The organism is Actinomycetota bacterium (genome assembly GCA_016700055.1).
GTDB lineage: Bacteria > Actinomycetota > Acidimicrobiia > Acidimicrobiales > Ilumatobacteraceae > Kalu-18.
This window is the reverse complement of the sequence record CP064997.1, coordinates 2,652,889-2,675,700: the sequence shown is the minus strand read 5'-3', so window position 1 is coordinate 2,675,700 and position 22,812 is coordinate 2,652,889. Positions and strand designations below refer to the sequence as shown.

The 22,812-nt window shown below is 70.0% G+C and carries 22 protein-coding genes; 10 read left to right on the top strand and 12 right to left on the bottom strand.

What is annotated here, in order from left to right; all coding sequences use genetic code 11:
- The first annotated feature begins 63 nt into the window (after window positions 1-63).
- From IPM43_12935 to IPM43_12925, 3 genes are all read left to right on the top strand, one after another.
- Window positions 64-660: a fasciclin domain-containing protein gene (locus IPM43_12935; GenBank protein QQS24299.1), complete on the top strand. Its 597-nt coding sequence runs from the start codon at window positions 64-66 to the stop codon at window positions 658-660.
- A gap of 21 nt (window positions 661-681) precedes the next feature.
- On the top strand, window positions 682-1,536 hold the full coding sequence (locus IPM43_12930; protein QQS24298.1) for a class II aldolase/adducin family protein: 855 nt from the start codon (window positions 682-684) through the stop codon (window positions 1,534-1,536).
- Between the two features lie 101 nt (window positions 1,537-1,637).
- Window positions 1,638-2,474, top strand: coding sequence for an EamA family transporter (locus tag IPM43_12925; protein QQS26462.1), 837 nt, complete (start codon window positions 1,638-1,640; stop codon window positions 2,472-2,474).
- 22 nt (window positions 2,475-2,496) lie between these two features.
- On the opposite strand, the gene IPM43_12920 is transcribed toward IPM43_12925, so the two are convergent.
- Genes IPM43_12920 through IPM43_12910 form a run of 3 tightly spaced genes read right to left on the bottom strand, consistent with a single transcriptional unit; the run spans window position 2,497 to window position 5,252 of the window.
- Window positions 2,497-3,213 carry a pirin family protein gene (locus IPM43_12920; GenBank protein ID QQS24297.1) on the bottom strand — a complete coding sequence of 239 codons (717 nt, stop codon included), beginning with the start codon at window positions 3,211-3,213 and terminating at the stop codon, window positions 2,497-2,499.
- 57 nt (window positions 3,214-3,270) lie between these two features.
- Window positions 3,271-4,437: a molybdopterin-synthase adenylyltransferase MoeB gene (gene moeB / locus IPM43_12915; protein QQS24296.1), complete on the bottom strand. Its 1,167-nt coding sequence runs from the start codon at window positions 4,435-4,437 to the stop codon at window positions 3,271-3,273.
- Between the two features lie 56 nt (window positions 4,438-4,493).
- Complete coding sequence (locus IPM43_12910; GenBank protein ID QQS26461.1) at window positions 4,494-5,252, bottom strand: NAD-dependent deacetylase; 759 nt, start codon at window positions 5,250-5,252, stop codon at window positions 4,494-4,496.
- 165 nt (window positions 5,253-5,417) lie between these two features.
- Here IPM43_12910 and IPM43_12905 point away from each other — a divergent pair, with 165 nt between their 5' ends.
- Window positions 5,418-5,873 (top strand): hypothetical protein, encoded by a 456-nt coding sequence (locus IPM43_12905; GenBank protein ID QQS24295.1) that lies wholly within the window; start codon window positions 5,418-5,420, stop codon window positions 5,871-5,873.
- On the opposite strand, the gene IPM43_12900 is transcribed toward IPM43_12905, so the two are convergent.
- Entirely contained in the window at window positions 5,860-7,350 is a 1,491-nt protein-coding gene (locus IPM43_12900) for a leucyl aminopeptidase (GenBank protein QQS24294.1), read from the bottom strand. The genes IPM43_12905 and IPM43_12900 overlap by 14 nt on opposite strands.
- Window positions 7,351-7,379: 29 nt before the next feature.
- Entirely contained in the window at window positions 7,380-7,940 is a 561-nt protein-coding gene (locus tag IPM43_12895; GenBank protein ID QQS24293.1) for a cob(I)yrinic acid a,c-diamide adenosyltransferase, read from the bottom strand.
- A gap of 59 nt (window positions 7,941-7,999) precedes the next feature.
- Here IPM43_12895 and metH point away from each other — a divergent pair, with 59 nt between their 5' ends.
- Window positions 8,000-11,500 carry a methionine synthase gene (gene metH / locus IPM43_12890; GenBank protein ID QQS24292.1) on the top strand — a complete coding sequence of 1,167 codons (3,501 nt, stop codon included), beginning with the start codon at window positions 8,000-8,002 and terminating at the stop codon, window positions 11,498-11,500.
- Window positions 11,501-11,520: 20 nt separating this feature from the next.
- Here metH and IPM43_12885 read toward each other — a convergent pair whose 3' ends face one another.
- The 3 genes from IPM43_12885 to IPM43_12875 form a co-directional block, all read right to left on the bottom strand.
- Complete coding sequence (locus IPM43_12885; protein QQS24291.1) at window positions 11,521-12,813, bottom strand: DUF222 domain-containing protein; 1,293 nt, start codon at window positions 12,811-12,813, stop codon at window positions 11,521-11,523.
- Between the two features lie 79 nt (window positions 12,814-12,892).
- Complete coding sequence (locus IPM43_12880; protein ID QQS24290.1) at window positions 12,893-14,674, bottom strand: ABC transporter ATP-binding protein; 1,782 nt, start codon at window positions 14,672-14,674, stop codon at window positions 12,893-12,895.
- Between the two features lie 14 nt (window positions 14,675-14,688).
- Window positions 14,689-16,539, bottom strand: a complete 1,851-nt coding sequence (locus IPM43_12875; GenBank protein QQS24289.1) for an ABC transporter ATP-binding protein — start codon at window positions 16,537-16,539, stop codon at window positions 14,689-14,691.
- A gap of 96 nt (window positions 16,540-16,635) precedes the next feature.
- On the opposite strand from IPM43_12875, the gene IPM43_12870 reads away from it, so the two are divergent.
- Window positions 16,636-16,893, top strand: a complete 258-nt coding sequence (locus tag IPM43_12870) for a GlsB/YeaQ/YmgE family stress response membrane protein (protein QQS24288.1) — start codon at window positions 16,636-16,638, stop codon at window positions 16,891-16,893.
- 33 nt (window positions 16,894-16,926) lie between these two features.
- Here IPM43_12870 and arsC read toward each other — a convergent pair whose 3' ends face one another.
- Window positions 16,927-17,289: an arsenate reductase (glutaredoxin) gene (gene arsC / locus IPM43_12865; protein ID QQS24287.1), complete on the bottom strand. Its 363-nt coding sequence runs from the start codon at window positions 17,287-17,289 to the stop codon at window positions 16,927-16,929.
- A gap of 37 nt (window positions 17,290-17,326) precedes the next feature.
- Between arsC and IPM43_12860 the strand changes: the two genes are divergently transcribed.
- Window positions 17,327-17,551 (top strand): hypothetical protein, encoded by a 225-nt coding sequence (locus IPM43_12860; protein ID QQS24286.1) that lies wholly within the window; start codon window positions 17,327-17,329, stop codon window positions 17,549-17,551.
- 5 nt (window positions 17,552-17,556) lie between these two features.
- Here the strand turns inward: IPM43_12860 and IPM43_12855 are convergent, their stop codons facing one another.
- Both IPM43_12855 and IPM43_12850 read right to left on the bottom strand, forming a co-directional pair.
- Entirely contained in the window at window positions 17,557-18,516 is a 960-nt protein-coding gene (locus IPM43_12855) for an LLM class F420-dependent oxidoreductase (GenBank protein ID QQS26460.1), read from the bottom strand.
- Window positions 18,517-18,555: 39 nt separating this feature from the next.
- Window positions 18,556-19,386 (bottom strand): thioesterase family protein, encoded by an 831-nt coding sequence (locus IPM43_12850; GenBank protein QQS24285.1) that lies wholly within the window; start codon window positions 19,384-19,386, stop codon window positions 18,556-18,558.
- A 30-nt stretch (window positions 19,387-19,416) separates the two neighbouring features.
- Here IPM43_12850 and IPM43_12845 point away from each other — a divergent pair, with 30 nt between their 5' ends.
- Both IPM43_12845 and IPM43_12840 read left to right on the top strand, forming a co-directional pair.
- Window positions 19,417-19,794 carry a hypothetical protein gene (locus IPM43_12845; protein QQS24284.1) on the top strand — a complete coding sequence of 126 codons (378 nt, stop codon included), beginning with the start codon at window positions 19,417-19,419 and terminating at the stop codon, window positions 19,792-19,794.
- Entirely contained in the window at window positions 19,791-21,155 is a 1,365-nt protein-coding gene (locus tag IPM43_12840; protein ID QQS24283.1) for an MFS transporter, read from the top strand. Before IPM43_12845 ends, IPM43_12840 begins: the two co-directional genes overlap by 4 nt.
- A gap of 40 nt (window positions 21,156-21,195) precedes the next feature.
- Here the strand turns inward: IPM43_12840 and IPM43_12835 are convergent, their stop codons facing one another.
- Entirely contained in the window at window positions 21,196-22,059 is an 864-nt protein-coding gene (locus tag IPM43_12835) for a hypothetical protein (GenBank protein ID QQS24282.1), read from the bottom strand.
- A 66-nt stretch (window positions 22,060-22,125) separates the two neighbouring features.
- Here IPM43_12835 and IPM43_12830 point away from each other — a divergent pair, with 66 nt between their 5' ends.
- A complete protein-coding gene (locus IPM43_12830) occupies window positions 22,126-22,806 on the top strand; it encodes a hypothetical protein (protein ID QQS24281.1) in 681 nt (226 codons plus the stop codon).
- Window positions 22,807-22,812 lie beyond the last annotated feature (6 nt).

Here is a 22,812-nt window from a genome sequence, read left to right as displayed (position 1 = left end):
TCCCGACCGGGGGGGACCTTGGACCCTGCCGACTCTGCACGACCCGACCGTACGGTGCCGCCCATGAACCGGCGCCGTTCCTCCCTTTTCGCCCTCGCGTGCGCTGCGACTCTCACCGTCACGGCTTCGGCGTGTGCAGACGACGAGCCGGACGCGACCCCCACCACGTTGGCCCCGACCGACACCAGCGGCGGCGCGGCCGGCGCGACCAGCGGTCCGGCGACCACGCTCGGCCCCTACGTCGAGCCGCTCGGCGACATCGTCGGTGAGGCCGTCACGCAAAAAGGCGAGTTCACGGCCTTGGCCGGCTACCTGATCGAGGCCGGTCTGGTGCAACCGCTGCGCGGCGAGGGTCCGTTCACGGTGTTCGCACCCGTCAACGCGGCGTTCGAGGCCCTCCCCCCTGCCACGCTGAGCGCCGTCTACGAGGACAAGGAACTGCTCACCGCAGTGCTGACCTACCACGTCGTGCCCGGCGAGTACACGGCAGAGAACCTGACCGACGGCCTGGAGCTCGAGACCCTTCAGGGCCAGTCCCTGACCGTCTCCGTCGCCGGCGACACCATCTCGGTCAACGGCGTCGAGCTCGTGGCCACCGACGTCCCCGCCTCGAACGGCGTCATCCACGTCATCGGCGAGGTGCTCGTCCCCGAGTCGTGACCGCCTGAGTACCCTTCGGGAATGACCGTCACGCACCAGTCCGACCCGCACCAGTCCGACTCGGCACCGGCGGCACCGGGCGGGGCGACGATCGACGGTGTTCCGCTCACGGCGAAGCAGGTCTCGATCGCCGGGCCGCCCAGCTTCGATTCGGTCGAGGAGGAACGCGCCTACCGCAAGCAGAAGCTCGCCGGCGCTCTGCGCGTGTTCGGCCGGCTCGGCTTCGGCGAAGGGGTCGCCGGCCACATCACCGTGCGCGATCCCGAGTTCCCCGACCACTTCTGGGTGAACCCGTTCGCGATCAGCTTCCGCCACGTCCGCCAGAGCGACCTGATCCTCGTCAACCACTCCGGCGAGGTCGTCTACGGCAGCCACCCGGTGAACCGCGCCGCGTTCGTCATCCACTCGGCCATCCACCAGGCCCGTCCCGACGTCGTCGCCGCCGCCCACTCGCATTCGCCCTACGGCAAGTCGTTCAGCTCGCTCGGCATCCCCCTCGACCCGTTGACCCAGGATGCGTGCATCTTCTACGAAGACCACGTCGTCATCGCCGAGCAAGGCGGCGCCGTCGTGTTCGAGGTGGAGGCCGGCCGTGAGCTCGCCGCCCTGTTCCCCAAGGGCAAGGCCGCGATCCACCAGAACCACGGCTTGTTCACGGTCGGCCAGTCGGTCGACGAGGCCGCGTTCTGGTTCATCTCCATGGAGCGGTCGTGCCAGGCCCAGCTCATGGCGATGGCCGCCGGCACACCGCAGCGCATCCGCCACGAGTACGCGGCCTACACCGCGCAACAGACGGGCTTCCCGTTCGCCGGGTGGCTCAGCTTCCAGCCGCTCTGGCAGGAGATCTGCCGCACCGACCCGGACCTGTTCGAGTGAGCACCGGGACCGGGAGAGCATCCGGTCCCCCACCCCCTGGAAGGGTTGCCCCGGGCAACGGGCCGGTGAGCCGCTTCCTCGACACCGCGTCGCCAGAAGCGCTGTTCGTGCTCAGCGCGACGGCCCAGTACGTGGGGGCGGTGATCGCCGTCGGGCTGTTCGACGAGGTCGCGCCGCGCACCGTCGCCTGGCTGCGCGTGGTCGGTGCGGCGGCGGCGCTCACCGCCGTCTCGCACCGCCGGATCCGCGAGCGGTGGAGCCGCGCCGAGCTCGGGGCGGCCGCGCTCTTCGGCGTCGCGACGGCGCTGATGAACCTGTTCTTCTACCTCGGCATCGACCGCCTTCCGCTCGGCAAGGGGGTGGCGATCGAGTTCATCGGGCCGATCACGGTTGCCGCCGTGCGCACGCGGACCCGCCGCAACGCGGCCGCGCTCGTGCTCGCTGCCGTCGGGGTGGGTGTGCTGTCCGGTGTCGAGCTCGACGCCGAGCCGCTCGGGCTCCTGTTCATCTTCCTCGCTTCGGCGATGTGGGCGGCGTACATCGTCGTCGGAGCAAGGGTGGCGCGCCTCGATCGGGGCGTCGCCGGGCTCGGGATCGGGCTCGCCATCGGTGCGCTCGCGATCACGCCCATCGGAGCCCCTGGCAGCGGGCCGGTCTGGGGCTCGCCGAGGCTGCTCGGCGCGTGCCTCGTCGTCGGCGTGTTCTCGAACGCGATCGGCTACGGCATCGACCAGCACGTGCTGCGCCGCATTCCGGTGCGCCGCTTCAGCGTGCTGCTCGCCCTGCTCCCGGTGACCGCCACCGTGGTCGCCTTCGTCGCCTTGGACCAGCGGCCGACGGCGCTCGACCTCGTCGGACTGGTGCTCGTGCTCGGCGGCGTGGTGCTGCAAGAGCGCGAGAAGCTGGTGAGGGAGACCGGCGGCGAGCCGCCCGCGTGACTGGCCGCGTCGGACCGCCGGCTCAGGCTGTCTGCCAGACCAACACCTCGGCCCCGTCGGCGCCGGCCTCGAACCGGCGGTCGGCGCCGGCCCGGGTGAGGCGCACGGCGTCGCCGCGAGCGAGGGCCTCCTCGCCGTCGAACCAGCCCCATCCGCTGGTGACGAACAGGTGCACGCGACGGTCCTCCGGCACCGCCACCGACTCGCCGGGGCGCAGCTGGCCGACCCACAGCACGGCCTTGCGCTGGCCGATCGACACCGCACCGTCGTGGCCCTGACCGGACACCACGGGGATCAGCCCTCCGGCGATGAGCGCCGCGGTGACGTCGCGCTGCTCGTACGAAGGCTCCACTCCGCGTGTGTCGGGCAGTACCCACATCTGGATGAAGTGGACGGGCTCGTCGTTGCTCGCGTTCTTCTCCGAATGGGAGACACCGGTTCCCGCAGACATCCGCTGCACCAGACCGCGCCGCAGCACTCCGCGGTTGCCCTCCGAGTCGCGGTGCTCCAACCGGCCCGAGACCACCCACGTGACGATCTCCATGTCGTGATGGGTATGGGTGTCGAAGCCGCAGCCCGGCGCAACCGTGTCGTCGTTCAGCACCATCAGCAGCCCGTGACGCGTGTTGTCCGGGTGGTAGTGGGGACGGAAGCTGAACGAGTGCCACGAGTCGAGCCACGGCAGCTGGGTGTGGAACCGGTCTGCCGCGCGCCGGACGTCGATCACGGAAGCGCTCATGGCACCAGTGTTACAGGGAGCGACGCTCCCGCGGAGGCTCTGGTGCGTGGCGCGGCGTCAGTGGTCGAGCCACGGCGCGCACGACCCCTCGAGATCACGCACCTGGATCCGGTCTCGCGCGTCGTAGGTGACCGCGTTCGCGGGATCGGGCCTCAGCTTGAAGATGCGGAACGACATCTCGGTGGTGTCGATGGCGAGGATCCGCCCGATCAGGGGGTCGCCGAGGCCGAGCAGCAGCTTCAGCGTCTCGAGCGCCTGGATCGAACCGACGATGCCGGGCAGCACGCCGAGCACCCCGGCCTCGGCGCAACTCGGCGCGAGCTCGGCGGGCGGAGGCTCGGGCACCATGTCGCGGTACGTGGGGCCGAGCAGGGGATGAAAGACGCTGACCATGCCCTCGAAGCGGAAGATCGAGCCGTGCACCACGGGGATGCCGAGCTTGACGCTCGCGTCGTTCAGCAGATAGCGGCTGGGGAAGTTGTCCGCACCGTCGACGATCACGTCGTAGCCGGAGATGATGTCGATGATGTTCTCCGCCGACAGGCGGGTGTCGTAGGTGACCACGTCGACGTCGGGGTTCAGCAGGGTCAGGGTCTTCTTCGCCGAGTCGACCTTGCGGTCACCGATCCGGTCGATGTTGTGCAGGATCTGGCGTTGCAGGTTGCTCCCGTCCACCTCGTCCATGTCGACGATGCCGATCGTGCCGACACCGGCCGCAGCCAGGTAGAGGGCTGCGGGTGAGCCGAGACCACCGGCGCCGAGCAGCAGCACCTTGCTGGCGAGCAGCTTGGCCTGGCCCTCGACCCCGACCTCGGGCAGGAGCACGTGGCGCTGATAGCGATGGCGCTGCTCGGCGGTGAGGGTCACCGGCGTCTTCCAAGGACGGCCCTCGTCCTTCCACTTGCCAAAGCCTCCCGCCATCGAGACGACGTCGGTGTAACCGAGCTCCTGCAACGTCTTCGCCGCGAAGGCGCTGCGCACGCCGCCCGCGCAGTAGACGACGACCGGCACCGACTTGTCCGCCACACGCGCCTCGACCTGAGCCTCGAGGTGCCCCCGGGCGATGTGGAGCGCTCCGGGGATCGCCCCCTCGTCGTACTCCTCGGGCTCACGCACGTCGAGCACCACGACGCCACCGGCGTCGATGACGGCCTGCGCCCCCTCGGTGTCGATCTCTTCGATCTGGGTCTTGGTCTGCGCGAGGAGGTCCCGGAAGGTGGGCATGAGCCGAAAGTCTACCGAAATGATCGGGTTTCCATCCGGTGGCCGAAAAAGGACGCTCAGGCACCCACGAGCGTGGGGAGCAGCTCGCCGATCGGGCCGATCAGCAGCGCGTCGGCGAAGCCATCCATCGCGGTCGGCTCGCCGTTCAAGATGACCACCTTCGCCCCCGCCGCCCTGGCACAGGGCACGAGCGAGGCCGCCGGGTAGACGCTGAGGCTGGACCCGACCGCGAGCAGCACCTCACACGCCTCGGCGGCAGCGAACGCCCTCTCGATCACCTCCGGGATCAGCTGCTGGCCGAAGCTGATCGTGTCGCTCTTCAAGATCCCGCCGCAGACGAGACAGGGCGGATCCTCCTCGCCCGCCTCCAGTCTCGCCAGGGTCTCGGCCATCGGGCGGCAGTCGCCGCACTCCCAGCACCGCGTGCGGCGTACGGTGCCGTGTACCTCGACGACGCGGGCCGGGTCGTTGCCCGCTTGCTGGTGAAGCTCGTCGACGTTCTGGGTGACGAGCGCGTGCAGCTTGCCCGCCCGCTCCAGCGCCACGAGCGCGAGATGGCCACTGTTCGGGCGCGCGTTCCACACCGGGTTCGAGAGCCGCAGCCGCCACGCCATCTTGCGCACCTCGGGATCGGCCAGGTACACCCCGATCGTGGAGGCTGCCTCCGCGGCCGGGTCCTTCGTCCAGAGCCCGTTCGGGCCGCGGAAGTCGGGAATGCCCGAATCGGTCGAGATGCCGGCACCGGTCAGCACCGTCACCCGCCGCGCCGCGGCGATCCAACCGGTGGCCTCCTCGAGCGCGGAGCCCTCGACCATGCCGCCGCTGCCCACGCCGTCGTCCACGCGGTCGTCCACGGCGAGAAGTGTGCCCCAATGTGGCGCCGCCGTCTTCCGCCGCGGTGCGTCTCGCGCCCACACACCTGGTGAACGGCTTCCCCGAGGACCACGTTGCAGAGCCCACTGCCCCCCGACGGAGGCCCGATGACACCCGTCCCCCAGCCCGCCGACGCCGCGACACGAGACAGCCGTGAGGCGAGAGCGCTCACGATCATCACCTGGCGCGACGAGCTCGTCGAACGGGTCGGCTACGACGTCCACGGCGAGTATGTGGAGCGCTTCTGGCTCGGCATCATCGGCCCCACCGCCACCTGGCTGCTGCGGCACCTCGTCGCCGGCCTCGCCGCCTCACCTCAGGGATTCGAGCTCGACCTGGCCGCAACTGCCGGTGCGCTCGGCATCGGCTGGGAGCTCGGCCGGGCGAACCCGTTGAACCGCGCCGTGCAGCGCCTCGTGATCTTCGGCCTCGCGCGCTCGAGCGGCGCCACGCTCGCCGTGCGCGTGCGCGTTCCTCCCCTAGCCGGGCGGCAGCTGGCGCGGCTGCCCGAGCCGGTTCAGGCTCTGCACGCCTCGTGGTGCCGCCCGGTCACGGGCGGCTGAAGCCGAGCGCGGTCTCCAGCAGCAGGCGGGCACCGAAACCGGTGGCCCCCTTGCCGATCCATCCCTCGTCGGCCTCCGCTGCCATCGGTCCGGCGATGTCGAGGTGAGCCCAAGGGGTATCGCCCACGAACTCGTCGAGGAACAGCGCCGCCGTGATCGTGCCCCCGTAAGGCCCGCCGATGTTTCGCAGGTCGGCGACGTTCGAGTCGAGCAGCTTGCGGTACTCCTTCGCGAGCGGGAGCTGCCACACCTGCTCGTCGGTGCGTTCGGCGGCGGCCTTCAACTGGTCGACGAGCGCCTGGTTGCTGCCGAGCACCCCGGCGATCTTGGTTCCGAGCGCGACGACACAGGCCCCGGTCAGGGTGGCGATGTCGACGACGGCGTCGGGTGCCTCTTCCACCGCGAGCACCAGCCCGTCGGCCAGGGCGAGGCGCCCCTCGGCGTCGGTGTTGTGGATCTCGGCCGTCTTGCCGTTGCGGAAGCGCAGCACGTCGCCGAGCTTCATCGCGCTGCCCGAGGGCATGTTGTCGGTGCACATCAGGTAGCCGGTCACCTTCGTGCGGCAGCGCAGCTCCTTCAGCACGCTCATCGCCGCGAGCACCGCCGCGGCGCCGGACATGTCCATCTTCATGTTGACGTGCATGCCGTCGGAGGGCTTCAAGCTGATCCCGCCGGAGTCGTACATCACGCCTTTGCCGACGAGGGCCAGGTGGCCGGTCGGGTTGCGCGGCGAGTAGACCAGCTTCACCACCCGCGGCGGCTCGACAGAGCCCTGGTTGACCCCGAGGATGCCGCCACAGCCCATCACCTCGAGCTGATCGCGGTCGTACACCTCGATGCTCAGACCGCTGCCCGCCGCGATCTCGCGGGAGCGATCGGCCAGGTCACGAGCGGTGAGGTGGCCCGGGGGTGTGTTCGCGAGGTCCCGGGCGAGCACCGTGGCCGCGGCGGAGGCGATGCCGCGCTGCACCCCGGCGGTCGTCGCCGCGGCGTTCGCCTCGCTGCCGACGAGCGTGAGCGCACCGAGCCTCGGGCGCGACCCGGTGTCTGCCTTCAGCTCGGTGTAGCGGTACGACGCGAGCAGCACACCCTCGACGACGGCTTGGGCCGCGGCGCGCACGTCGGCACCGCCGAGCTCGGCGAGCGACGTCGCCAGATGGGCGCGCCGGGGGACCGCCCGCGCCATGCTCGCTGCCGCGTTGCGCAGGACGGCCGGTGTCAGCTCGCCTGGAGCACCGACGCCGACCGCGACGACGGTGGCCCCGTCGGCAGCAGGGATCACGAGCGTCTGGCCGGGCTTGCCTTCGAACCCGTGCGCGGCCAGGGCGGCGCGGCTGATCCCGAGTGAGCGGGGAACGGCGCCGACGCTCGCCACGGCCACGCCCACCGCGTCGGCGGATCGGGGGATGGTGCGGGCGACGCCGACCTCGATCGACGACAGAGACTGCACGGACTTGGGCGGCGACACGGTCGGCATGGGCGCAGAGTCTGGCCTACCCGCACGCCCTAGGCGTCACGCACCGTCAGGCTGGTGCCCTCCTGCCAGCGGGCCATGGTCCACATCAGGTCGGAGAGGCGGTTCAGGTACGGCCCCGCGTGTGAGGGCGCCGGGGCGGCAGCCAGTGCGTGGCGCTCGGCCCGGCGCACGACGGTGCGCGCGAGGTCGAGCCAGGCAGCGATCCGGTTCCCACCGGGCACGACGAACTCAGTCGGCGGGTCGAAGCGTGTGTCCAACGAGTCAATCAGCTCCTCCAGCCGGGCGACCATCTCGGCCGACACCGCGGTGGCGCCGGCGGTCAGCTTGGAGCGGTTCTCGGGCAGCGTGGCCAGCTCGGCCATCAGCACCCAGAGGTCCTTCATGATCCCGACCAGCATCTGCTCCAGCTCGTTCGCCTCGGGCGCGCCGGACACAGCGGCCTCGGCCCTCGCCAACCCGAGCACCGCCTGGGCCTCGTCGACCGTGCCGTACGCGGCGGGGAGCACGTCGTCCTTGCGCACTCTCCCGCCGTACAGCAACCCGGTGGTGCCGTCGTCGCCACGCTTGGTGTAGATCCGCTCCCTTGCCATCGCGCCGGACGCTATCCCCGACCTGTTGCCCGGTGGGGCACGGTAGCGTGGCCGATTCGATGGCCCGGCAGCCCTTCCTCGACGCGGCGAACGAGCGCGTGATCGTGTTCGACGGCGCATTCGGCACCTTCGTGCAGGAGCTCGATCTGACGGCTGACGACTTCGGCGGCGTCACGCTCGAAGGCTGCAACGAGATGCTCTGCCTCACCCGTCCCGACGTCATCGCCTCCATGCACGAGGCTTTCTTCGACGCGGGTGTCGACGTGGTGGAGACGGCCTCCTTCGGCAGCTTCTCCACGGTCCTTGCGGAGTACGACATCGCCGATCGCGCCCACGAGCTGAACGTGGCCGCGGCGCGCATCGCCCGCGACGTGGCCGACGGGTTCGAACGTGGCGACGGCCGACCCCGCTACGTCGCCGGTTCGATCGGGCCCGGCACCAAGCTGCCGAGCCTCGGCCACATCACGTTCGCCGCCCTGCGCGACGCCTACGCCGAGCAGGCCCGCGGACTGCTGGCCGGCGGCGTCGACCTCTTCCTCGTCGAGACCTGCTACGACCTGCTCCAGGTCAAGGCGGCGATGGCGGGCTGCCGCAGCGCGATGCGGGCCGAGGGGCGCGCCGTGCCGATGCAGGTACAGGTCACGATCGAGACCACCGGGCGGATGCTCGTCGGCACCGAGATCGGCGCCGCGCTCACCTCGATCCTGTCGATGAAGCCGGACGTGATCGGGATCAACTGCGCCACCGGCCCGGCCGAGATGCAGGAGCACCTGCGCTACCTCAGCCAGTACTGCCCGGTGCCGGTCAGCGTGCTGCCGAACGCCGGCCTCCCGAGCGTCGTCGACGGCCGCACCCACTACGACCTCACCCCCGAGGACCTCGCCAGGTTCCACCGGCACCACATCGCCGACCTCGGGATCACAGTCGTCGGCGGCTGCTGCGGCACCACACCCGCGCACATGCGGGCGGTGGTCGAGGCCGTGCGGGGAGTCGAACCTGCGCGGCGGTCACCCACGTACGAGCCGTCGGTGAGCAGCATCTACAGCCCGGTGACGCTCCACCAGGACAAGTCGTTCCTGATCATCGGTGAGCGCACCAACGCGAACGGATCGAAGGCGTTTCGCGACGCGATGCTGAACGCCGACTGGGACACGTGCACCAAGATGGCCGCCGACCAGGTGCGCGAAGGAGCCCACGTTCTCGACGTGTGCGTCGACTACGTCGGGCGCGACGGAGTCGCCGACATGGACGAGATCGCCAAGCGGTTCGCGACGGCCGCCACCGCACCGCTCGTGCTCGATTCCACCGAACCGCAGGTGATGGAGGCCGGTCTGCAACGTCTCGGTGGCCGGGCGATCCTCAACTCGGCGAACTTGGAAGACGGCGAGCTGCCCGGCAGCCGTCTCGATCGCGTCTTCTCCCTCGCTCGCGAGTACGGAGCCGCAGTCATCTGCCTGCTCATCGACGAGCGCGGCCAGGCCCGCGACGTGGAGTGGAAGATGGAGATCGCGCATCGGATCCACGACATCGCGTCGGAGAGGTACGGACTCGACGCGAGCGACTTGATCTTCGACGCTCTGACGTTCCCGCTGTCCACCGGCGACGACGACCTACGCGCCGACGCCAAGCACACCATCGAGGCCATCGGGCGGATCAAGTCCGAGATCCCTGGCGCGTTCACCACCCTCGGTGTCAGCAACGTCAGCTTCGGGTTGAAGCCCGCCGCCCGCCACGTGCTGAACAGCGTGTTCCTGCACGAGTGCACCACGGCCGGGCTCGACTCGGCCATCGTGCATGCCGGAAAGATCACCCCGCTCGCCCGCATCCCCGAAGAGCAGCGTCAGGTCTGCCTCGACCTGGTCTACGACCGGCGCAGTCCCGGATACGACCCGCTCACCAAGCTGCTCGAGGTGTTCGCCGACGTGCAGACCACCACTGCCGTTCGCGAGGACCGCTCGGGGTGGCCGGTCGACCAGCGGTTGAAGCAACGGATCATCGACGGCGAGCGCGACGGGCTCACCGACGACCTCGACGAGGCACTGGACGCCGGCATGCCTGCGCTCGAGATCGTGAACGACGTGCTGCTCGAGGGGATGAAGGTCGTCGGCGAGCTGTTCGGCTCGGGTGAGATGCAGCTCCCCTTCGTGCTGCAGTCCGCCGAGACGATGAAGGCCGCCGTTTCCCATCTCGAGCCGCACATGGAGCGCGTCGGCGACGCCACGTCGAAGGGCCGGCTCGTGCTCGCCACGGTCAAGGGCGATGTGCACGACATCGGCAAGAACCTGGTCGACATCTTGTGCACGAACAACGGCTACGAGGTGCACAACCTCGGGATCAAGGTCTCGATCGGCGACATGGTGGCGAAGGCGAAAGAGGTCGACGCCGACGCGATCGGCATGAGCGGGCTGCTCGTGAAGAGCACGATCGTGATGCGCGAGAACCTGGAGGAGCTGAACGCGCTCGGGCTGTCCGAGATCCCGGTGCTGCTCGGCGGCGCGGCGCTGAACCGCACGTACGTCGAACGTGACCTGCGTGAGGTGTACGAGGGCAGGCTGTTCTACGGCCGTGACGCCTTCGAGGGTCTGGCCACGCTCGAGCGGCTGCTCGCGATGAAGCGCTCCGGCGACTGGGACGCGGACTTCGGCCGCGTGCCCTCCGGCCGCCAGCTCCCCGCTCGGAACACCCCTACCTCCGCCGACGCCGAGGTGGAGCGACCCAGCCGCTCCCCTGACGTCGCGGCGGACAACCCGGTGTTCCGCCCGCCGTTCCTCGGGTCGAGAGTGGCCAAGGGCGTCGGCCTCGACGAGATCGCGGCGTTCGTCAACGAGACCGCTCTCTTCCGCAACCAGTGGCAGTACCGCCCCGAGGCAGGGGCAGACGGTCGCGTCGAGACCGACGACGAGTTCAAGGCGCGCATCCGTCCTTTGCTGCGCGAGCAGATCGCTGCCGCGAAGGCGTCGGGTGTGCTCGTGCCCCAGGTCGTATACGGCTACTTCGCCGCGAACGGCGAGGGCGACGAACTCGTCATCTGGGCCGACGAGCAACGCTCGGCCGAGCTCACGCGCTTCCAGTACCCCCGGCAGCGTTCGGCCCCCTACCTATGCATCGCGGACTTCTTCCGCCCGGTGGATTCCGGCGAGATCGACTACGCGGCGTTCCACATCGTCACCATGGGCGCGCAGGTGAGCGAGGAGACTGCGCGGCTGTTCGCGGCGAACGAGTACCAGCAGTACATGCGCCTGCACGGTCTCGGTGTGGAGATGACCGAGGCCATGGCCGAGCTGTGGCACCGCCGCATACGCGAGGAGTGGGGCTTCGCCGGCGAGGACGGCCCGACCGTGGCCGGGCTCTTCCGCCAGCAGTACCGCGGCGGCAGGTACTCGTGGGGCTATCCGGCATGCCCAGACCTAGAGGACAACGCGAAGGTGGCCGCCCTGCTCGGCGCCGACCGCCTGGGCATCGAGGTGTCCGAGGAGACGGGCTGGCAGTACCACCCTGAGCAGACCACCTCGGCGCTCATCTGCCACCACCCTCAGGCGAAGTACTTCGTCGCGCGCTGACCGTCCGCGCGGCCGACCGGTCACAGGTCGCTGTCGTTGTCTTCTCCGTCGCTGTCGTCGTTCGCTTCGTTGTTGGCTGCGTCTTCGGCGGCTTGGGCTTGTTGGTTGCGCCAGCGGATGAGGGCGCGGAGGCGGTCGAGGTCGTCGATCGTCCTGTGTGGTTGGGGTTTGACCTGGTGGTGGTCGCTGACGTCGGGGTGGCGGTTGTGGAAGGCACACAGCAGTCGTCCGTTGAACTGGCTGGTCGGTCCGCCGTCGCGGTAGGGGGTGATGTGGTCGACGTCGCAACGTTCCACGGTCTGATAGCAACCCGAGCTGTGTTGGCAGCGGCGGTCGCGGACTTCGATCGCGCGGCGTAGGGCACCGGTGAAGCGTCGTTTGTGGGTGACGGCGATGACGGTGGTCTTGTTGTCGAAGATCACCGATTCCACTAGTGCGTCGTTGACCAGTCCGGCTGCTTGGCCGGGGGTGATCACCGTGCCGTTGGACAACTCACACATGTGCCGCAACGTCTCGTCGCCGACGAGCACGGTGATCAGCGGCCTCTGCCGACCGGTCTTGGACGCCGCTGACCGCTTGGCCATCTCCACCAACGCCGCCGCCCGCCGCTGCGCAGCGGTTCTCACCACCAGTTGCGCCTTGTCAGCCAGCAGCAACTGGCGCTCCAAACGGTTGAGTTCGTTGGTGAACACCGCCCCTGATATCGCGTCGAGCTGCCCGTTGATCACCACCGTGCCGTCCAAGGTCGCGGACGCGTGCAACGTGTTGGCGCTCTCGTTGCGTTCGGCCTCGTCCTCGGCGGCGGCGGCGTCGGCGCGTTGACGCCAGTACTTGACGAGCCGTTCGGCGTCTTGGAACGGCAACCGGGCGCATTGGTCGACGAGCCATTGCTCGCTGTCGGCGAACGCGGCTTGGCAGGGTTCCTTGCGTGCCTTGGCGAACAGGTACACGTGATCCAACGACAGCTGACCGGCGGTGATCGCCGCTGCGGTCTTCGTCATCACGGCCAGATCCCGCGCCCTCGCGAGCTCCACCCGAGCGGAGTGCGTGGAGGTGTTCGTCTCTCGGGCCAGGCGGTGAGCGGGGCTGCGCGAACCGTCTGCGGCCCACACCCCCCGCGTATCCCAACGGCGGACGACAGCGGCGCGGGCCACACCCAACCGGGCGGTGCAGCGCTGCACGGCGATCGTCAACGCGTGCAATCTGTCGTCAGACAGCTCGACGAGCTCGAGCCGAGAGAGCGCATCGACCCCGGCGTTCAAAGCCGCCAGCGCCTCTTCCTCGACCCCTACAACCCCGACTACGGGTTCCATCAGACCAGTATACGAACATATGTTCGTCTCGTCAACCCGGCAAATAGGAAATCTTCCGGTGATCCCAGGCCAGAAGTGGCTACGCAGACGGCTCTGGGCGGGAACGGGCCCAGGCGTCGGCGAGCGCGGCGTAGCGCCCGCCACGGGTGACGAGCTCGTCGTGGGAGCCCAGCTCGACCAGCTCGCCGTGGTCGACGACTGCAATCCGGTCCGCGCGGCGCACCGTCGAGAGCCGGTGTGCGACCACCACCACCGTACGTCCCGCCATCAGGTGCTCCAGCGCTTGCTCCACCTCGAGCTCGGTACCCGGGTCGAGGTTCGAGGTGGCTTCGTCGAGCACCATCACCGCCGGGTCGACGAGCGCCGCCCGGGCGAGGGCGGCGAGCTGGCGCTCGCCCGCCGACAGCCGTGAACCACGTTCGCGGACGTCGGTGTCGAGCCCTTCGGGAAACGAGCGGAACCGCTCCAGCGCGCCGATGGACTCGAGCGCAGCCTCCACCTCGGCATCGGTCGCGTCGGCTCGGGCGATGCGGATGTTGTCGCGGACGGTACCGGCGAACATGAACCCCTCTTGGGGGACGACGACGATCCGCTGACGCAAGGAAGCGAGCGTCGCGAGTCGCAGGTCGGCACCGCCGAAGCTGATCGCTCCCTCGCTCGGGTCGTACAGGCGGGCGGCGAGCTTGGCCAGGGTCGACTTGCCGGCTCCGGTCGGCCCGACGAGCGCGAGACGCTCCCCCGGCGCGATGCGTAACGACACGTGTTCCAGCGCGGGGCGGTCGGCTCCGGCGTACGAGAACGAGACGTCGTCCAGGTGCAGTTCGCCCGACGCGGGGAGCTCGACCGCCCCGGGAGCCTCCGTGATGTCGGGCACCTCGTCGACGAGCGCGAACAGCTTGTGCAGCGCCGCCGCCGCCGACTGCACGGTGTTGTAGAGCTGGGAGAGCTGCTGCACGGGGTCGAACAAGTTCGCGAGCAGCAGCACGAAGGCAGCCACCGTGCCGAGCGTGACCTCGCCGCGGTGCACGAGCCAGCCGCCGACGCCGATCAACGCACCGGTGGCGGCGATGCCGACGAACTCGACCAGTCCGAAGTACCAGGTGCTCACCCGCACGGCGTGGAGGTGGGCGTCGTACAAGGCTCGGTTCGACTGCTCGAAGCGCTGCCGTTCGACCTCTTCGCGGGCATGCGCCTGGATCACCCGCACTCCGCTGATCCCCTCCTGCAGTGTCGACAGGTTGTGGCCCACCTTGTCGCGCACTTCTAGATAGGCGCGGTTGGAGAGGCGCTGGAAGCGGATCGACGCGACGAGCAGCACCGGCACGACGGCCAGCGTGACGAGGGTCAGCTTCCACGACAGCAATGAGAGCAGCACCAGCGAGAAGACGAGCAGCAGGCCCGCCTGGACGAACTGCAACAGGCCGAACTGGATCAGCTCGCCCATCGACTCGATGTCGGCCGTCATCCTCGATACGAGCACGCCGGCCTTCTCACGGTCGAAGAAGGCCATCGACTGGCGTTGCAGCCTGTCGAACACGAGCACGCGCAGGTCGCGCAAGAAGCCTTCGCCGGCGCGGTTGATGGCGAGGTATTGCTTGCGGGCGATGACGTACCCGACGACCACGACCACGAGGTAGGCGATCACCGACTTCTGGAGCGCGCCGTAGTCCCGGTCGGCGATGCCGTGGTCGATCGCGTAGCGCACGATCGTCGGCCCGGCGAGAGCGGTGAGAGTCGTCCCGACGACGTACGCGAGCGCCAGGTAGATCGTGGCGTGGTACGGCCGCGCCACTGCGAACGATCGACGCAGCACGGTCGTGGTCTGGGCGCGGCCGAGACGGTCCTCGTCGCTCAGAGCCATCTGCGCCCGCACGGCTAGGCCAGTCCTTCGTCCCGCTCGGCGTCGGGGCCTCCGGCGTGGACCACCGCCGCGTCGGCCTCGACCGGGGGCTCATCGCCGTCGCCCACCTCGTCGCGTACTGCGAGAGCGGCAAGCACGCGCCGGTACTCGGGCACCGTCGCCAGCAGTCGGTCGTGTGGCCCACGCGCGGCGACCCGGCCGCCGTCGAGCAGCACCACCTCGTCGGCCAGCGCGATGGTGCCCGGCCGGTGGGCGATGACGAGCGTCGTCCGCCCCTGCATCACCTCGGCCATCGCCTCACGGATCTCGTGCTCCTTCGCCGGGTCAACCGCCGACGTCGCGTCGTCGAGGATCAGCACGCGGGGGTCCGCCAGCACTGCACGGGCGATCGCGATGCGCTGGCGCTGGCCACCGGACAACGAGTAGCCGCGTTCGCCGAGGACGGTGCGATAGCCGTCGGGAAGCTCGCTGACGAAGTCGTGCGCTCCGGCCAGGCGGGCGGCACGCTCGACGTCGGCGATCCCCGCGTCCGGACGGGCGAACGCGATGTTCGCGGCGACCGAGTCGTGGAACAAGAACGTGTCCTCGAACACGACCGCGACGCAGCGGCGCAGCTCGTCGAGGCGGAGCCTGCGCACGTCGACGCCGTCCAGCATCACCGCACCGCGCTGCACGTCGTAGAAGCGCAGCAGCAGTCGGGCGACGGTGGACTTGCCCGAGCCGGTGGCTCCGACGAGGGCCAGCGAGCGACCCGGCTCGATCGAAAGGTCGAGACCGTCGAGCACGGGCCGCTCCGGCTCGTAGCCGAAGCTCACGTCGCGAAAGCGAACCGCACCGGTCGGCGCCGAACCGATCGCCGGCAACCGCAGCGCATCCGCCGGCGCGTACACCTCGCTGGGAGTCCCGAGCACCTCCTGCACCCGCATCAGAGCGACGGCCGCCCGTTGGCCGAGCGCGACCGTCATCCCCACCGTGCGCAAGGGCTGGATCAGCATCGTGATGTAGGCGTTGAACTTCACCAGCTCACCGACCGTCATCGAGCCGTCGATCACCTGTCGACCGCCGATCGCCAGCACCGCGATCAGGCCGAGCGCGGGCAGCAGGTCGATGCCGGGCACGAACGCGCTGCGAATGCGGGCGGCGCGCATCGACACGCTGCGGATGTCCGCAGCCTTCGCGGACACCAAGCGGGCCTGCACCGCCTCTGCCCCGAACCCCTTGATCACCCGTATTCCGGAGACCGTCTCCTCGACGACCGTCGCCAGCTCGGCCTGCTCGGCCTGGACGGCCAGCACCGCCGGGTGGATCCGGCGTGAGAAGCGGTTGGCGAGGATGTTCACGAGCGGGAGCGGGGCCAGCGCGACGAGCGCCAGCATCGGCTCGGCGCTCACCAGCAAGACGGTGACGGTCACGACGAGGGCCACGTTGGACAGCGTGAGCGGGATCATCACCACGAACGCCTGCACCTGCTGCATGTCGCTCGACGCGCGGCTCATCAGCTGGCCTGTCTGCGTGTGGTCGTGGTACCCGACGTGCAGGTGCAGCAGGTGCGCGAAGAGCTGCTCGCGCAGCCTCGTCTCGGTCCACCTGCTCTCCCGGAACGCGAAGTAGCGGCGCAACGCGGTGAACACCCCGGCGACTACGCCGGCGGCGACGATCAGGCACGACCACAGCAGCAGAGAACCATCGCCCTCGATCCCGCGGTCGATGGCTGCCTCGGTGAGCAGCGGCACAACCACCTTGCCCGCCGTCCAGGCCAAGCCGACGGCCACGCCTAGCCCGATGCCGCGACGCTGAGTGCCGAGGGTGCGCCGGAGCAGCCTCCAGCCCTCGCGAGTGGCGCGCGGCTCTTGCCCTCCCGTCACCCTCCCCCTTCCCTCACACCAGCGAACCCCAGACGGCGTCAGGGTAGCGATCCGATGCTCCGCGCCCGGGGCCGGGGCAAGGCGTACCGTGCGGGTATGAACCTCTTGGCGTGGATTGTCGTCGGTTTCATCGCCGGGGCGCTGGCGCGTTGGATCGTGAAGGACGAGCGCACGGGCTGTCTCTACACCGTGGTCGTCGGCGTGCTCGGCGCCGTCGTCGGCGGAGGGCTGATGAGCCTGGCCGGCGGTGATGGAGTCAACGACTTCTCGTTGCGCACGGTGCTCGTCGCGGCCGTCGGCGCGGTGCTGCTCTTGCTGTTGCTGCAAGCCATCGCCGGCCGACGACGCGCCTGAGATCCCCGCCGCGCGGAGCCTCGCTCCGTGCGGCTAGGGGGAGCTCAGCAGATCCTGCACGCGTTCTTTCGGCCGGCCGATGATCGCTCGATCCTTGGTGACGACGAGAGGCCGCTGCAAGAGCCGCGGGTGGCGCACCAGCACGTCGATCACCTGCTCGGGTGACTCGACGTCGGCGTCGGAGAGGCCGAGCTCCTTCCAGTGGTCGTCACGCCGGACGAGATCGGTGACCGGGTCGACGAGTCGGTCGATGATCGAACGCAAGGTCGCCGCGTCGGGAGGGGTCTTCAGGTACTGCACGATCTCGGCATCGACCCCGAGCTCGCTCGCGATGCGAACGGCATGCCCGGACGAGTTGCAGCGGGGGTTGTGGTAGATGGTCACCTTCGGGCTCATCCGAGCAGTGTCACACCCCTCGGGCATCATCGACTACATGCCCGACACCACCACCACGATCCCCACCAAGGTGGGGCCCGAGCAGATGACGTTGCTCGACGCCTCCGCACATCCACTCCAGTTCCGCATCGACGCCGCCACCCGCCGACGCGGCCTGGTCCATGTGGCCGAACTGCGTCGCGTGCTCGACGCCCAGTCCCGCCGACTCGGCCTCTACTCGTCGAGCACCATCTCGGGGCGGACGCGCGATGTCGCCGCCTGAGCCGCTCAGCCGGCCGAGGGCGACAGGTCGCGCACCGCCTGGCGCATGTCCAACTCCGGGTCCAGCGCCAAGATCGCGAGCGAACTAGTGGTCACGCCGTTGTCGAAGTACGCCTGGATGGTCGCCCGGCACTCGGCCGGTGAACCGTGCACCACGAGGTCGTCGACGACCTCGTCGGGGATCGCCGCCAGCGCAGCCTTGCGATCGCCCGCCTTCCACGCCTCCCACATCGGGGTCAACACCTCACCCCGGCCGAGCCACTCGTGGAACGCGGCGTACACAGGCACGTTCATGTAGGCGGCGATCGCGAACCGGGCAGCCTGACGCACCACCTCGGTGTTCTCGCTCGGGCACACGAATATGCGGGCGACGATCTCGCGCGGCTCCCCGCCCGCGGCCTCGTTCACCACCGCGGCCACGGTCGACACGTCGCGCGGCGACAACCAGTTGATGATCGCTCCGTCGGCCTCCCTTCCGGCCAGGCGCAGCATTCCCGGCCGCAGCGCGGCGACCAGGATCTGCGGCTTCTGCTCGGGCCGCACGCCGAGCCGGAAGCCGTTCACCTCGAACGTGTCGTATTGCTTGGACACCTTCTCGCCGCTCAACGCGTCGTTCAAGAACCGCACCACGTCACGGACCTTCTTGTACGGCTCCACGAACGGCACGCCGTTCCAGCGCTCGACGATGACGTTGCTCGACGAGCCGATGCCGATCGCGAACCGTCCCGGTGCCGCGTCGGCCATAGAAGCCACGCTCTGCGCGAGACACGCCGGCGCTCTCGTGTACGCCGGCACGATCGCCGTGCCGAGGCGCAGCCGCGGCTCCCAAGCCGCGGCCAGGGCGAGGGGGGTGAACGCATCGGCACCGTCGGATTCGGCCGACCAGATGTCGGTGTAGCCGAGGTCGGCCAACTCGTTCAGCCGCTCGCGGTGCGTGTGCAGGTGTCCTGGCAGCGGCACGGTCATGCCCGGTCGCTGCGGAAGCTCGTTGGTCACCGATTCCCCCTAATCGTCGGCGTCACGCGTAGGCGTGAGCCCCTTCCAGTAACGCACGATGCAGCTCTGGCTCGCCGTCGCGAGCAGTGTCCCATCCTCGGCGAACATGTGCACCAGGCCGTGGCCGAAACCGCGCTCGACGCCGTGCACCCGGATGTCGAGCAACAGCCACTCCGTTGGCACCAGCCGGCAGAGGCGCAGCGTGTTGTCGAGGCTGTTCCCGCCACCGCGGATGCCGAGACTCTGGCCGACCCCCATCGGCACGAAGTCGCCGAGGATGGCGAGCGCCGTCGCGTCGATGCCCTCGACCAGCTCGGGGATGCGCGCCCACAGCACCACCTGGCCGTCGCCGGGCGTGCCGTCGAGACGCTCCATCGGGCGACCCTTCACGAACCGCTGGTCCATCCGCTCGCTGATCGTGCCGGTCCAGTCGTTGTGGTGCGGCCGCGTCGGGCAATCCTCCGGGCGGGGCAGGTCGGTGGGCATCGTCTCCCACTGGCCGCGGTCGTCGAGGGGTCGATCGCCGAGCGCGGCATTGACGGTGAGGATCTCACGCTCCCCCACGTGGCACACCGCGCGGGCCTGGGACACCTGGTGGCCGTCGACGGCGACGGTGACGTCGATGTCCATGTAGGTGCCGGGCTTCGCGTAGCTCAGGTACTGCGCCGTGGCCCACACGCACTGACGCCCGCTCGTGCCCTCCATCGCCGCGATCGCCGCACCGAGCCCACACCCGCCGTACAAGAAGTGCCCGCCGGTGCATATCCCCGGCGTCACTGGCAGCACCCACCGGTACGGGTTGTGGGTGGGCTCGAGCCCGAGGAACGCGCGGCTGTCCATGTCGAGGGCGAACTCTAGGGTGAGCGGCCGATGACGTTCTCCATCAGCTACTCGAACTCGCTGAAGTGGCTCTTCTGGTTGCTCGGCCTGGGGCCGCGGTGGTCGCGCGTGGTGGTCGAGCCGGCAGTGGTGAGGGTGCGCATGGGCTGGGGCTTCAGCACCGTCGTCCCGAGAACGTCGATCGTCGCCGTCACACGCTACGAGGGCAGGGTGTTCACCTGGGGCGCCCACGGGTGGCGAGGACGCTGGCTGGTCAACGGCTCGTCCAAGGGCGTCGTCGTGGTCGACATCGCGCCCCGTGCTCGGGCCTACGTGGTCGGGATACCCGTGCGCCTTCGCCAGCTCGCCGTCAGCCTCGACGAACCGGAGACCTTCATCAACCTGCTCGCGGTGCAAGTGGGCTCGTGACGTCGAGCAGCTCGCTTCGTTCGCCCGCCGACCGCGACTCGAGGAATCGGCCGCTCGCCGCCGGTCTGGTACTCGCGGTGACCCTGGTCGCGTTCGAGACCACCGCGGTGATCACCGCTCTGCCGACGATCACCGACGAGCTCGGCGGCGACTCGCTCTACGGCGCCGCGCTCGCCTCGTACCTGCTGGCCGACCTCGTCTCGCTCGTCGCCGCAGGGGAGATGGCCGACCGCCACGGACCCCGGCGACCGTTCGTGCTGAGCGTCGTCACATTCGTCGTCGGCCTCGTGGTCGCCGCGGCCGCCTCTTCGATGCTCGTCGTGGTGCTCGGGCGCGTCCTGCAGGGCGCCGGCGCGGGTGGCCTGGCGTCGATCTCGTACGTCATCGTGCGCCGGGCGTTTCCGGAGGCGCGCCAGCCCGGCATGTACGCGCTGCTCTCGGCCGGATGGGTGCTGCCCAGCCTCGTCGCCCCCGCCGTGTCCGGCCTGCTCACCGACACCGTCGGCTGGCGGTGGGTCTTCCTCGCGCTCGTGCCTCTCGCTGTGGCGGTGGCGGCCCTGACGGCGAGAGCGATGGCGCACCTCGAGGCCGACGAAGACGCCGGGCCGCCTGCGCCCTCACGCATTCCAGCCGCGGCACTGCTCGCGGTCAGTGTCGGCGTCGTGATCGCGGGGCTGCAGACGGGCCGGCCGCTCGTCGCCCTCCCCCTCGCCATAGCCGGTTCCATCGCCGCGGCGCCGGCCTTCCGTCGCCTGACCCCGCCCGGTGTGGTGAGAGCACGGCGCGGCCTACCCGCAGTTCTGGCCGTGCGCACCCTTGCCACCGCGACGTTCCTCGGCGTCGACTCCTTCGTCCCCCTCGCCGCGGACCGCGTCCACGGCGCGCCCTCGGTGGTGCAGGGCTTCACCATCGTCGGCGCGGCGCTGATGTGGACTGTCGGCCAAGCCATCGCCGCCCGCCGGCGCGACTGGAGCGCGAGCAACGGGGCGACGATCGGGTTCGTGCTGCTGCTCGCCGGAGTCGTCATGGTGGCCCCGGTGCTGCGGGCAGGATGGCCGCTGCCTGCGGTGTTCGCCGCCTGGGCCGTCGGCGGGCTCGGGATGGGCATCCTGTTCAACCCCACGACGGTGGCGGCGATGACGTATGCCGAGGTCGGGCGCGAAGGCACCGTCGCCGGCCAGGTGCACCTCGCGGATTCGCTCGGCTTCGCGCTGATGGGCGGCATCGGCGGGGCCACCGTGGCGTTGGCCGACCGCACCACGTGGAGCCTCACCGCCGCGCTGGCCACCAACTTCGCGCTCGCCGGGGCATGCGCACTGGTCGGCCTCTTCGCCAGCCGCGGGGTGCGCGGCGCGGGCTGAGCACAGCTCGACACGCACGCCGGCGCGCCGGCAACCGGACTCAGCCGGCAAGCACCGCCCGGGCGACGAGATCGGTGCCGAACGCAGTGAGGATCGCCAGGTAGAGCAGACCCGTGGCCGCCATCACCGCCGAGTAGGCGCGCTCGCGCAGGGCGGCCTTCGTGACCCAGCACAACACGCCGGTGGCCACCGCGCAGGCCAGCCAGAACCACCCGAGCTGGCCTCCCCACCCGTCGTCGACGTCACCGCGCAGAACTGCAAGCATGCCCGTCGGCAGCAGCATCACGAGCACCTCGAGCGGCCAGATCCAGAGCACGGCGCGCACGATCTCGTTCAGCAGCTTGCGGGGAAGTCCCGGCTGCACCAGGTACCAGTGCCCGAGCAACATCGCGTTCGTGATCGAGCCCAAGAACGCGGCTCCGACCAAGGTGCGCAGCACGGCCACCGTGGTGTTGCCCCCGGCGTCGACGGCTGCGGCGATCAACCCGATCGCGCCGGGCGCCACGGGCACCAGGTCGAGCACGGGAGGGAACTCACGACCACCGCGCCCCTCCGCGGCCGCAGGCCTCTCCTCGCGTTCGATACCGGTCATCGCGGCCACCCGCTCGCTACGCCGGTCGTGTTCCACCTGCTGGCCGCTGACACCGGCGCGTCGCCGGACGACGCTGACCACCAGGGCGACGAACGTGGTGACCGCGACGCCGGCCGAGCCCGCCTCGCGCACCGGAACCGAGCCGAGCGCCATGCCCGCAGCGAACGCCCCCACGGCCATCGCCATGTAGATGCCGCGGAGCAGCCAGCCGTAGCCGAGCCCCACCTCTCGCCGGCGAGTGGTGAACCAGCAGAAGGCCATGCCTCCAGTCGCCCACTGGAGCAGCACCATCGCAGCGTCGAGGCGGATCACGGCGCCCGACCTTACGGGTGAGGCGCTCGACGCCCCAACAGCCACGCCGACCCGTACGCTGAACTGGTGCCCCGCCGACCGACTGCACGTGTGGCGCGCCCGTCAACGCGTGGTCTCTTCGCCGTCCTCCTCGCGACCTCCCTGCTGCCGGCCTGCTTCGCCGGCGAGCGCCCGTCGTTGATCGACGATCAAAGCCCCACCCTCACCGGCGACGCAGCCGTCGACGCGGTGCTCGAGCGCCTCGACACGCAGGCATCGGGCCCGCTGACCGCGAGCTACACCGTCGTCACCAAGTTCCTCGGCGCGCAGACGTCGGCCGTCGTCGCCATCGCGACGGACGCCGGTCACAGCGTGACGATCGGCGATGTCCGCTACCTGACCGGGCCGAGCGGCAGCTTCGCCCGCACCTGCGCGCTGGCCACCGAGACCTGCGTCGACGGCATCGACGAGACGAGGGTCTCCGACACGCTGCTCACCTCCACCTTCTTCGCGTCGGCACCGGCGGCACGCCTGCGACAGGACTTCGAGGTGCGTACGGGGCCGCCCGTGGCGAGCACCGAGACGATCGCCGGGCAGGCCGCGACGTGCGTCGCGGTGCCGGTCACCGGTGGCACCAAGACCTATTGCGCGCTCGACTCGGGTGTCGTCGCCCGCATGGACACCGCGGACCTGTCGATCGAGCTCACCGACTACACGTCGAGCATCGATCGGTCGTCGTTCGAGGAGAGCGCTTCCTTGCCGGGGTGAGCCGGG

Coding starts and splice junctions, on each gene's coding strand:
- IPM43_12935 (QQS24299.1), top strand. CDS start 64: ATGAACCGGCGCCGTTCCTCCCTTTTCGCCCTCGCGTGCGCTGCGACT.
- IPM43_12930 (QQS24298.1), top strand. CDS start 682: ATGACCGTCACGCACCAGTCCGACCCGCACCAGTCCGACTCGGCACCG.
- IPM43_12920 (QQS24297.1), bottom strand. CDS start 3,213: ATGAGCGCTTCCGTGATCGACGTCCGGCGCGCGGCAGACCGGTTCCAC.
- moeB (QQS24296.1), bottom strand. CDS start 4,437: ATGCCCACCTTCCGGGACCTCCTCGCGCAGACCAAGACCCAGATCGAA.
- IPM43_12910 (QQS26461.1), bottom strand. CDS start 5,252: ATGGTCGAGGGCTCCGCGCTCGAGGAGGCCACCGGTTGGATCGCCGCG.
- IPM43_12905 (QQS24295.1), top strand. CDS start 5,418: ATGACACCCGTCCCCCAGCCCGCCGACGCCGCGACACGAGACAGCCGT.
- IPM43_12900 (QQS24294.1), bottom strand. CDS start 7,350: ATGCCGACCGTGTCGCCGCCCAAGTCCGTGCAGTCTCTGTCGTCGATC.
- IPM43_12895 (QQS24293.1), bottom strand. CDS start 7,940: ATGGCAAGGGAGCGGATCTACACCAAGCGTGGCGACGACGGCACCACC.
- metH (QQS24292.1), top strand. CDS start 8,000: ATGGCCCGGCAGCCCTTCCTCGACGCGGCGAACGAGCGCGTGATCGTG.
- IPM43_12885 (QQS24291.1), bottom strand. CDS start 12,813: ATGGAACCCGTAGTCGGGGTTGTAGGGGTCGAGGAAGAGGCGCTGGCG.
- IPM43_12880 (QQS24290.1), bottom strand. CDS start 14,674: ATGGCTCTGAGCGACGAGGACCGTCTCGGCCGCGCCCAGACCACGACC.
- IPM43_12870 (QQS24288.1), top strand. CDS start 16,636: ATGAACCTCTTGGCGTGGATTGTCGTCGGTTTCATCGCCGGGGCGCTG.
- arsC (QQS24287.1), bottom strand. CDS start 17,289: ATGAGCCCGAAGGTGACCATCTACCACAACCCCCGCTGCAACTCGTCC.
- IPM43_12860 (QQS24286.1), top strand. CDS start 17,327: ATGCCCGACACCACCACCACGATCCCCACCAAGGTGGGGCCCGAGCAG.
- IPM43_12855 (QQS26460.1), bottom strand. CDS start 18,516: ATGACCGTGCCGCTGCCAGGACACCTGCACACGCACCGCGAGCGGCTG.
- IPM43_12850 (QQS24285.1), bottom strand. CDS start 19,386: ATGGACAGCCGCGCGTTCCTCGGGCTCGAGCCCACCCACAACCCGTAC.
- IPM43_12845 (QQS24284.1), top strand. CDS start 19,417: ATGACGTTCTCCATCAGCTACTCGAACTCGCTGAAGTGGCTCTTCTGG.